The sequence below is a fragment of the Bradyrhizobium sp. genome, assembly GCF_019242285.1.
Classification (GTDB): Bacteria; Pseudomonadota; Alphaproteobacteria; order Rhizobiales; family Xanthobacteraceae; genus Bradyrhizobium.
Genome location: NZ_JAFAVV010000492.1, coordinates 1 through 9355, shown reverse-complemented (window position 1 = coordinate 9355; position 9355 = coordinate 1). Strand labels below are relative to the sequence as shown.

General features: G+C 69.3%; 11 protein-coding genes. 10 read left to right on the top strand and 1 reads right to left on the bottom strand.

Features of this window, described 5'->3' with window-relative positions; genetic code table 11:
* The 3 genes from JOY90_RS19525 to cobJ form a co-directional block, all read left to right on the top strand.
* A partial coding sequence (locus JOY90_RS19525) for a precorrin-8X methylmutase (RefSeq protein ID WP_291692746.1) occupies window positions 1-373 on the top strand: 373 nt, incomplete at its 5' end.
* A 2-nt stretch (window positions 374-375) separates the two neighbouring features.
* Entirely contained in the window at window positions 376-1107 is a 732-nt protein-coding gene (locus JOY90_RS19520; protein WP_291692745.1) for a precorrin-2 C(20)-methyltransferase, read from the top strand.
* Window positions 1104-1838 carry a precorrin-3B C(17)-methyltransferase gene (gene cobJ, locus JOY90_RS19515; protein WP_291692744.1) on the top strand — a complete coding sequence of 245 codons (735 nt, stop codon included), beginning with the start codon at window positions 1104-1106 and terminating at the stop codon, window positions 1836-1838. The genes JOY90_RS19520 and cobJ overlap by 4 nt, the downstream gene beginning before the upstream one ends.
* On the opposite strand, the gene JOY90_RS19510 is transcribed toward cobJ, so the two are convergent.
* Window positions 1814-2563, bottom strand: coding sequence for a cobalt-precorrin-6A reductase (locus JOY90_RS19510; RefSeq protein WP_291692743.1), 750 nt, complete (start codon window positions 2561-2563; stop codon window positions 1814-1816). The two genes, cobJ and JOY90_RS19510, sit on opposite strands and share 25 nt — an antisense overlap.
* Between JOY90_RS19510 and cbiE the strand changes: the two genes are divergently transcribed.
* The 7 genes from cbiE to JOY90_RS19475 all read left to right on the top strand — a co-directional run.
* Window positions 2562-3749, top strand: coding sequence for a precorrin-6y C5,15-methyltransferase (decarboxylating) subunit CbiE (cbiE, locus tag JOY90_RS19505; protein WP_291692742.1), 1188 nt, complete (start codon window positions 2562-2564; stop codon window positions 3747-3749). The two genes, JOY90_RS19510 and cbiE, sit on opposite strands and share 2 nt — an antisense overlap.
* Window positions 3746-4528, top strand: coding sequence for a precorrin-4 C(11)-methyltransferase (gene cobM / locus JOY90_RS19500; RefSeq protein ID WP_291692741.1), 783 nt, complete (start codon window positions 3746-3748; stop codon window positions 4526-4528). The genes cbiE and cobM overlap by 4 nt, the downstream gene beginning before the upstream one ends.
* Window positions 4529-5842, top strand: coding sequence for a cobyrinate a,c-diamide synthase (locus JOY90_RS19495; RefSeq protein ID WP_291692740.1), 1314 nt, complete (start codon window positions 4529-4531; stop codon window positions 5840-5842).
* Window positions 5839-6564 (top strand): uroporphyrinogen-III C-methyltransferase, encoded by a 726-nt coding sequence (cobA, locus tag JOY90_RS19490; protein WP_291692739.1) that lies wholly within the window; start codon window positions 5839-5841, stop codon window positions 6562-6564. The genes JOY90_RS19495 and cobA overlap by 4 nt, the downstream gene beginning before the upstream one ends.
* Complete coding sequence (cobF, locus tag JOY90_RS19485) at window positions 6561-7325, top strand: precorrin-6A synthase (deacetylating) (protein WP_291692738.1); 765 nt, start codon at window positions 6561-6563, stop codon at window positions 7323-7325. Before cobA ends, cobF begins: the two co-directional genes overlap by 4 nt.
* 6 nt (window positions 7326-7331) lie before the next feature.
* A complete protein-coding gene (cobT, locus tag JOY90_RS19480) occupies window positions 7332-8408 on the top strand; it encodes a nicotinate-nucleotide--dimethylbenzimidazole phosphoribosyltransferase (protein ID WP_291692737.1) in 1077 nt (358 codons plus the stop codon).
* Window positions 8409-8668: 260 nt separating this feature from the next.
* A partial coding sequence (locus tag JOY90_RS19475) for a chloride channel protein (RefSeq protein WP_291692747.1) occupies window positions 8669-9355 on the top strand: 687 nt, incomplete at its 3' end.

The following is a 9355-nucleotide window of genomic DNA, read 5'->3' as shown; positions in this document are numbered from 1 at the left end:
TGTACGCCTGCCCGCGCGCAACGAAATCATCTGCACGCTCGGCGATGCCGCGGTGCCGGCGCTTGCCGAATCCATGCACAACACGCGCTCGGCGGCGGCGCTCGAGCTGTGGCGGCCGCATCTCGGTGGCGCCATCGTCGCGATCGGCAATGCGCCGACCGCGCTGTTTCATCTGCTCAACATGCTCGACAACGATGACTGCCCGCGGCCCGCGGCCATCATCGGCTGTCCGGTCGGTTTCGTCGGCGCGGCGGAAGCCAAGGCGGCGTTGATGGCCGCACCGCCTGTGCCCGCGCTCACCGTCGAAGGCCGGCTCGGCGGCTCAGCGATCACGGTTGCCGCAATCAACGCGCTCGCGAGCAGGAGCGAATAGCAATGGCGCGCATCATCTGCTGCGGCCTCGGGCCAGGCGATCCGGACCTGATCAGCGTGCGCGCGGATCGCGAGGTCCGCGCGGCGAGCCACGTCGCCTACTTCCGCAAGAAGGGCCGGCCGGGCCAGGCGCGGCGCATCGTCGAGGGCATGCTCAGGCCGGACGTGCGCGAATATCCGATGGAATATCCGGTCACGACCGAGCTCGCGGTCGACAGCGCGGAATATGCGCGGCTGCTGGCGGACTTCTACGATGCCTGGGCCGATCGCCTCGCACGGCTCGTGCAGGAGTGTGACCTCGTCGTGCTCTGCGAAGGCGATCCGTTCTTCTATGGCTCGTTCATGCATCTCTACGCGCGATTACAAGGCCGGGTCGCGATCGACGTCGTCGCCGGCATTCCCGGCATGGCCGGCTGCTGGAGCGCGATCGGTGAGCCGATCGCGCTCGGCAACGACGTGATGACGGTGCTGATGGGCACGCTGCCCGAAGCGGAGCTGGAACAACGCGTCGGCACATCTGATGCGGTAGTGATCATGAAGACCGGCCGCAACCTCGCGAAAATCCGCCGCGCGCTCGCGGCGGCGGGCCGGCTCGACCAGGCGTGGCTGGTCGAGCGCGGCAGCATGCCCGACCAGCGCGTCGCGCGACTGAAAGATGTCGATACCGCGGACTGTCCGTATTTTGCGATCGTGCTGGTGCACGGCGGCGGATCGCGGCAGGCGGCGGCGGAGTGACCGGCTCGCTTGCCATCGCGGGCCTGGGACCAGGCGGTGCCGCGCTGGTCACGCCTGAGGTGTCGGCGGCGCTCGCCGAGGCCACCGACGTTCTGGGCTACGCGCCCTATGTCGCGCGGGTGGCGGTGCGCGCGGGATTGACCTTGCATCCGTCCGACAACCGCGAGGAGCTGCAACGTGCCGAGCAGGGGTTGCGGCTCGCGGCGGAGGGCCGCCGTGCCGTGATCGTCTCCTCCGGCGACCCCGGCGTGTTCGCGATGGCGGCGGCCGTGTTCGAAATGCTGGAAGCTGTGCCGCGTTGGCAGGAGCTTTCGATCCGCGTGCTGCCCGGCGTCACCGCGATGCTGGCCGCGGCGGCGCGCGTCGGGGCGCCGCTCGGCCATGATTTCTGCGCGATCAATCTCTCCGACAATCTGAAGCCGTGGTCTCTGATCGAGAAGCGATTGCGGCTCGCGGCGGAGGCCGATTTTGCCATCGCACTCTATAATCCGCGCTCGGCCAGCCGTCCGGAAGGATTTGGCCGCGCGCTGGACTTGCTGCGGGAGGCGGTCGGCGGCGAGCGCATCGTCATCTTTGCGCATGCGGTCACAACTCCGAAGGAGCGTATCGAGACGGTCCTGCTGCACGATGCGCGCGTGGAGATGGCCGACATGGCGACGCTCGTCATCATCGGCAATTCGGCGACGCGTCGGGTCGGCCGCTTCGTCTATGCGCCGAGGCGCGCGTCATGAGCGAGCCATGCCATCACCTCCTCGACACTTTCGACGCGCCGACGCTCGGGCAGAGCGGGCCGCGCGATCATGATGACGGGCAGGCCAAGCGCGCGGGCGGCGTCGATCTTGGCGCGGGCGCCGCCGCCGCCGGCGTTCCGCGCGACCAGCCATTCGATGCCGCGTGCGCGCATCAGGTCGAGATCGCCTGCAAGTGTGAACGGGCCGCGGGAGACGATGACCTCGGCGTCCGGCAGCGGCAGCGCACCGTCGGGCGCATCGACGAAGCGCAGGGTGTAGGCGTGCTGAGGCCGCGTCGCAAACGGCGCCAGGTGCTGGCGGCCGATGGCGAGAAAGATGCGCGCGCGCCGCTCGGGCAGAGCCGCGACCGCGGCGGCAATATCCGCAACGTCGATCCATCGATCGTCGGGCGCTCGCGTCCAGGGCGCGCGCTCCAGCGCGAGCAATGCCGTGCCGGTCGCGGCGCAGGCTTCGACCGCGTGCCGGCTCATCTCGGCGGCAAAGGGATGGGTGGCGTCGATCACATGCGTGATCCGTTCCTGCCTGATGAAATCGGCGAGGCCTTGCGCGCCGCCGAACCCGCCGATCCGAACCGGCAGCGCATGGCCGAGCGGAATTTGCGTGCGCCCGGCATAGGAATAGATCGCGTCGATGCGCTCGCGCACGAATGCATTCGCGAGCTGATTGGCATCTCCCGTTCCGCCCAGTATGAGGGCGCGCAGCATGGCTGATCCTGTTGCTTGGCTCACCATCATCGGCATCGGCGAAGATGGCCTTGCCGGCCTCTCCGAGGCAAGCCGAAACGCGCTGGCGCGGGCCGAGGCAGTATTCGGCGGCGAGCGGCACCTGAGGCTTGCCGATATCGGAGGACGTGGCAGGCCGTGGCCGGCGCCATTCGACATCGCGCCCGTGCTGGCGCGGCGCGGGCGTCCGACGGTCGTGCTCGCCTCCGGCGATCCGTTCTGGCACGGCGTCGGCGGCAGCCTCGCCTCGCATCTCGCGGTGGGCGAATGGATCGCGTATCCCGCGCCTTCGACCTTTTCGCTCGCGGCGGCGCGGCTCGGCTGGCGGCTGGAGGAGGTCGCCTGCCTTGGGCTGCATGCCGCGCCGTTCGAGCGGCTGGTGCCGCTGCTGTCGCGCGGCGCGCGCCTCATCTGCCTCGTGCGCGACGGCAAGGCGGCGGCCGATCTGGCGCAATGGCTCGCGGCGCGCGGCTGGGGCGCGTCGCGATGGTGGACGCTGTCCGCGCTCGGCGGTTCGCGTGAGCACGTGACCGAATGCCGGGCCGATGCATTCACGGCGGATGACGTCGCGACTCCGTTGGCGGTGGCGATCGAGGCCGACGGCAGCACGGGATTGCCACGTGCGTCCGGTCTGGCCGACGATCTCTTCGTCCATGACGGCCAGATCACCAAGCGGCCGATGCGCGCGCTCGCATTGTCGGCACTGGCGCCACGAGCCGGGGACGTCTTGTGGGACATTGGCGCCGGTTCCGGCTCGATCTCTGTCGAATGGGCTCTCGCCGGCGGCAGCGCGATCGCGATCGAGGCGCGCGACGACCGCGCCGCCAACATCCGTGTCAATGCGGCGGCCTTCGGCCTCGCGCACAGGATCACCATCGTCGCGGGAACTGCGCCTGCCGCTCTCGCCGGCCTGGCGCCGTCGGATGCCGTCTTCATCGGCGGCGGACTTGACGTTTCGCTGTTCGACGCGGTCTGGGCGCAGCTCGCGCAAGGTGCGCGAATGGTCGCGCATGCCGTCACGCTGGAAACCGAGGCGCTGCTGTCGGAGCTGCAACTGCGGCATGGCGGCGAATTGATGCGGATCGAAATCGCCCGCGCGGCGCCGCTCGGCCGGATGCGCTCCTGGCAGGCGGCGCGCCCCATCGTGCAATGGAGCGCGGTGCGATGACCGTGCATTTCATCGGCGCCGGCCCCGGCGCGCCTGACCTGCTCACGCTGCGCGGCCGTGACCTGATCGCGTCGTGTCCCGTCTGCCTCTATGCGGGCTCGCTGGTGCCGGCGGAAATCCTCGCGCACTGCCCGCAAGGTGCGCACATCGTCAACACGGCGCCGCTGTCGCTCGACGAGATCATCAACGAGATCGCAACGGCGCATGCGCAAGGCAAGGACGTCGCGCGGCTGCATTCCGGCGATCTCTCGGTATGGTCGGCGATGGGCGAGCAGGTGCGGCGATTAGGCGCCTTGTCGATCCCGTTCACGGTGACGCCGGGCGTACCGTCCTTCGCGGCGGCTGCGGCAGCGCTTGAAACCGAGCTGACGCTCCCGGGCCTTGCGCAATCGGTGGTGCTGACACGCACCTCCGGTCGCGCCAGCGCGATGCCGGAAGGCGAGACGCTGGCTGCCTTTGCCAGGACCGGCGCGGTGCTCGCGATTCACCTTTCCATTCATGTGCTCGACAAGGTGATCGCCGAGCTGACGCCCCACTATGGCGCCGGCTGTCCGGCGGCGATCGTCTGGCGCGCGAGCTGGCCGGACGAGAGAATCGTGCGCGCCACGCTCGGCACGCTCGATGCCTCCATCGGCGCGGAGCTCGAGCGCACCGCGATCATCCTGGTCGGCAAGACGCTGGGCTCGGCGGACTTCGCCGAGAGCAGGCTCTATGCGGCCGACTACGACCGGCGCTACCGGCCGGTCGGCCTCGCGCCGCGCTTGCCGGAGGCGTCCTGAATGCCGCGCGCGCTGGTCATATCCGCGCCGGCCTCCGGCTCCGGCAAGACGACCCTGACGCTTGCGCTGGCGCGCGCGTTCCTTGATCGGGCCCTCGCCGTGCAATGCTTCAAGAGCGGGCCGGATTACATCGATCCTGCCTTTCATGCCGCGGCCACCGGCCGCCTGTCGGTCAATCTCGACAGCTGGGCGATGCGGCGCGACATGATCGAGACGCTGGTCGCGCGCGGTGCTGACGCCGACCTGGTCATGACCGAGGGCTCGATGGGGCTGTTCGACGGTGTCGCGACCCAGGGCCTGTCGGGCATCGGCGCCAGCGCCGACATCGCCGAGATGATGGGCTGGCCGGTGCTGCTGGTGATCGATCCGGCAGGCCAGGCGCAGACCGCGGCTGCGATCGCCACGGGCTTGCGCGATTTTCGGAAAGGCGTGCGCATCGCCGGCGTCATTCTCAACCGCGTGGCCAGTCCGCGGCACGAGCATCTGGTGCGCGGCGCGATGGAGACGGCCGGCATTGCCGTGCTCGGTGCGCTGCCTCGGCAGGCGGCGATCAAGCTGCCGGAGCGGCATCTCGGCCTGGTGCAGGCCGAGGAGCACGGCGCGCTGCATGAGACGATCGCGGAGGCCGTGCGCTTGGTTGCCGAGCATGTCGACCTCGACGCAGTGCTGCGGTTGGCCGATTGCGGCTGGTCGCCGGGCGCCGCGAAACCTCCCTTGCGCGTCAGGCCGCCGGGCCAGCGCATCGCGCTGGCACGCGACGCGGCGTTTTCCTTCATCTATCCGCACATCGTCGAAGGGTGGCGCGCGGCCGGCGCGGAAATCCTGCCGTTCTCGCCGCTCGCCGACGAGGGCCCGAGCGACGCGGCCGATGTCTGCTGGCTGCCCGGCGGCTATCCGGAACTGCACGCGGGGCGCCTCGCAGCCGCGCGGCATTTTCGCGAGGCGCTGAGACGATTCGCCGAGACGCGGTCCGTCCACGGCGAGTGCGGCGGCTACATGGTATTGGGCGCGGGTCTCGTCGATGCCGACGGCACGAGGCATGAGATGACAGGTCTGCTCGGGCTCGACACCAGCTTTGCCAAGCGACGCATGCATCTCGGCTATCGTCTCGCGATACTGACGGACGATATGCCGGGCCATGCGGTGGGCGCGCGGTTGCGCGGGCATGAATTCCATTACGCGACGATTCTCGCCCAGCCCGACCCGCCGCTGGCCTCGGTGCTCGACGCCAGTGGCACCGAGGTCGCCGAGACCGGCTCGCGCCGCGGCAGGGTGAGCGGCACGTTCTTTCATCTGATCGCGGAGGACACATGAGCGGTTTCGTCTGCTTCATCTCCGGCGGGCCAGGCGATCCCGAGCTTCTGACCCTGAAGGCGGCGGCGCGGCTGGCCGCAGCCGATGTCGTGCTCTACGACGACCTCGCCTCGGGCGCGATCCTCGACCATGCCCGCAAGGACGCGCGGCTGGTGTCGGTCGGCAAGCGTGCCGGCCGGCCTTCGGCACGGCAGGAGCATATCAGCCGGCTGCTGATCGATTACGCCGCGACCGGCGCCAAGGTGGTGCGGCTGAAATCGGGTGATGCCGGGATCTTCGGCCGGCTCGAGGAGGAGATCGAGGCACTGAACGCGGCCGGCGTCGGCTACGAGATCATCCCCGGCGTCACCGCCGCCTGCGCCGCGGCCGCGAGCGCCGGGCTGCCGCTGACCCGCAGGCTGACCGCGCGCCGCGTGCAGTTCATCACCGGGGCGGACACGCGGGGCGAACTGCCTGATGACCTCAACTGGTCGGCGCTGGCCGATCCGCATGCCCTGACCGCCGTCTACATGGGCAAGCGGACTTTTCCGGCGCTGGCCGCGCGCCTGATCGCGGCCGGGCTGTCGCCCGAGACGCCGGCGCTGCTCGCGGAAGCCATCGGGCATGCCGATCAACGGTTCGTTCGTACCACCATCGCGGAATTGGCCGAGCAGCTCTCGCATGAGAGCGTCACGGCCACCGCGGTGATTCTGTTCGGCGCGCTCGCGGGGGCGGCGCCGTGACGGCGCCGTTCAAGCTGGCCCTGATCGGTATAGGCTGCGGCGATCCGGAGCAACTGACGTTGCAGGCGGTCCGCGCCATCAACGCCGCCGACCTCGTGCTGATCCCGCGCAAGGGCGAGGACAAATCCGATCTCGCTGACTTGCGACGCACGATCTGCGCGGACGTCTTGACCAATCCGAACACACGTCTGGCCGAATTCGACCTGCCGTCGCGCGATGCCGCGGTCGCCGACTACCGGGCCGGCGTCGATGAATGGCATGATGCGGTTGCGAAAGCCTGGTCGCGCGAGATCGCCAATCATGCCGGCGGCGGCCGGGTCGCGCTGCTGATCTGGGGCGATCCCTCGCTCTATGATTCGAGCCTGCGCATCGCGCGGCGGCTCGATCCGGCGCCCGACATCGAGATCATCCCGGGCATCACGTCGATCCAGGCGCTTTGCGCGGCGCATCGGATTCCACTCAACGAAATCGCCGAGCCGTTCCTGGTCACGACCGGACGGCGGTTGCGCGAGCAGGGCTGGCCCGAGGGCGTGGACACCGTGGTCGTCCTGCTCGATGCCGGAACGGCGTTCAGGGCGATCGATGCGCCGGACTTGCAGATCTGGTGGGGCGCCTATCTCGGCATGGCCGGTGAGGTCACCATTTCCGGCGCACTGGCCGAGGTCGGCGTGAAGATCGTGGCGACGCGCGCCGAGGCGCGGGCACGGCACGGTTGGATCATGGACGTCTATGTCCTCAAGCGTGCACGGACAGAAAGGTAGCATCGCATGTTTCCCGAGTGGGTCGTTCAGCCATGTCCCGGCGTTTCGGCTGTTCATCAGGACGCAGCGCGCGTCCGGCAGGCGGAATTGACAAAACCCGCGGGCGCGCTCGGCCGGCTCGAAACGCTGGCAATCGAGCTGGCGGGCCTGCAACATGCCGACCGGCCGCGAGCCGAGCGTGCGTCGATCCTGATCTTTGCGGGCGATCACGGCATCGCGGCGCAAGGCGTGTCGGCCTATCCGCAGGAGGTCACGATCGCCATGCTCGCGAATTTCGCCAATGGCGGCGCCGCGATCTCGGTGCTGGCGCGGGCGCTGGGCGCGAGCCTCGAGGTCATCGACGTTGGCACGCTGGCCGAGGCGCCGCTGCCCGGCATCGTCACCGACAAGCCGCGCCGGGGCAGCCGCAATTTCAGCGCCGAACCGGCGCTGGAGCCGGCGGAGCTCGCCTTTGCCTTCGAGGCCGGCCGGCGGGCGGTGGCGCGTGCCGCGGCCTCCATCCCCGACCTGCTCATTCTCGGTGAGATGGGGATCGGCAACACCACGGCTGCCGCGGCTGTCGCAGCCGCATTGCTCGCGGTCGGCGCCGGCAGTGTGGCCGGTCGGGGCACCGGCCTCGACGCGGCCGGCCGCGCGCAGAAGGTGCGCATCATCGATGCGGCGCTCCGCCATCACGATCTCACGACACCTGACGGTCTCGCGAAACCTGGCGTGACGCCCGTGAAAATACTGTGCGCGGTCGGTGGGCTCGAGATCGCGGCCATCGCCGGCGCGATCATCGCCGCGGCACAGCGCCGCATCCCGGTGCTGGTCGACGGGTTCATCGTGTCGGTCGCGGCGCTCGCCGCCGTGCGACTCAATGCCGCCTGCCGGCCGTATCTGATCTTTGCGCACCGCTCGGCGGAGCAGGGGCACCGCCTGGTGCTGGAGGCGCTCGAAGCCCGTCCGTTGCTCGATCTCGACCTGAGGCTCGGCGAGGGATCGGGCGCGGCGGTCGCGCTGCCGATTCTGCGGCTCGCCTGCGCGCTTCACAACGACATGGCGACCTTCGCCGAGGCGGCCGTGCCGGGACGCTCCGGCTGAGGAAAGAGCGCGCAATATTGCGTTCGCAGTGTGAACGCGATCGCCTGAATGATCGATGAATGAGTGATCCGTTCGGCCCGCGTGAGCCGCTTGGCTGATACCTTCATGGTGAAGAAAGGTTACCGGCTTCAATCGCTTGACCCGCTGCGCGAACCACCCTTATCTGCTTCGTGAATGCATGAAATCCGGGCCGCGAGCGGCAGCCGGATTTGAAGGCATTTGTGATGCAGATGTACACGCCGGATGGACAGGACGGACCGGTGCTTTCGCGGCTGACGCATATCATCGACCAGCGCAGTCCGAGCCGGGTCTTGACCCGGCTGCGATTGCTGGTGCGCAGCAACGAGTTCTATCTCATCCCGCTGGCACTCGTGGTCGGTTTCGTCGCGGGCGCGATCGTGACGCTGATGAGCCAGATCGCGCAGGCCATGCATGTGCTGATCTACGGAATTCCGATCGACGTCCGCTTGAGCGCCAACGCCTATGTCAATCCGGCGGTGGCGCTGATCGCACCGGCCCTCGGCGGGCTGTCGCTCGGCGTAATGGAATGGCTGCGCCGGCGCTGGAAGATATCGAGCGCGGTGGACCCGATCGAGGCCAATGCGCTGCGCGGCGGACGCTTGTCGCTGCGCGACAGCGTCGTGGTGAGCGGGCAGACGCTGGTGTCCAACGGCTGCGGCGCCTCCGTCGGGTTGGAAGCGGGCTATACCCAGATCGGTGCGGGGGCCGCTTCGCTGGCCGGGCAGATCCTGCATCTGCGGCGCAACGATCTGCGGCTGATCGTCGGCTGCGGCGCGGCGGCCGCGATCGCCGCAGCCTTCGGCGCACCCATCACCGGCGCCTTCTATGCCTGCGAGCTGATCGTCGGCGTCTATTCGGTCGGCAGCGCGGCGCCGATCCTGGCCGCCTCGCTGGCGGCGGCCCTGACCGCGCAATGGCTCGGCGGC

Coding starts and splice junctions, on each gene's coding strand:
- cbiE (WP_291692742.1), top strand. CDS start 2,562: ATGGCTGATCCTGTTGCTTGGCTCACCATCATCGGCATCGGCGAAGAT.
- JOY90_RS19495 (WP_291692740.1), top strand. CDS start 4,529: ATGCCGCGCGCGCTGGTCATATCCGCGCCGGCCTCCGGCTCCGGCAAG.
- cobA (WP_291692739.1), top strand. CDS start 5,839: ATGAGCGGTTTCGTCTGCTTCATCTCCGGCGGGCCAGGCGATCCCGAG.
- JOY90_RS19520 (WP_291692745.1), top strand. CDS start 376: ATGGCGCGCATCATCTGCTGCGGCCTCGGGCCAGGCGATCCGGACCTG.
- JOY90_RS19510 (WP_291692743.1), bottom strand. CDS start 2,563: ATGCTGCGCGCCCTCATACTGGGCGGAACGGGAGATGCCAATCAGCTC.
- cobT (WP_291692737.1), top strand. CDS start 7,332: ATGTTTCCCGAGTGGGTCGTTCAGCCATGTCCCGGCGTTTCGGCTGTT.
- cobM (WP_291692741.1), top strand. CDS start 3,746: ATGACCGTGCATTTCATCGGCGCCGGCCCCGGCGCGCCTGACCTGCTC.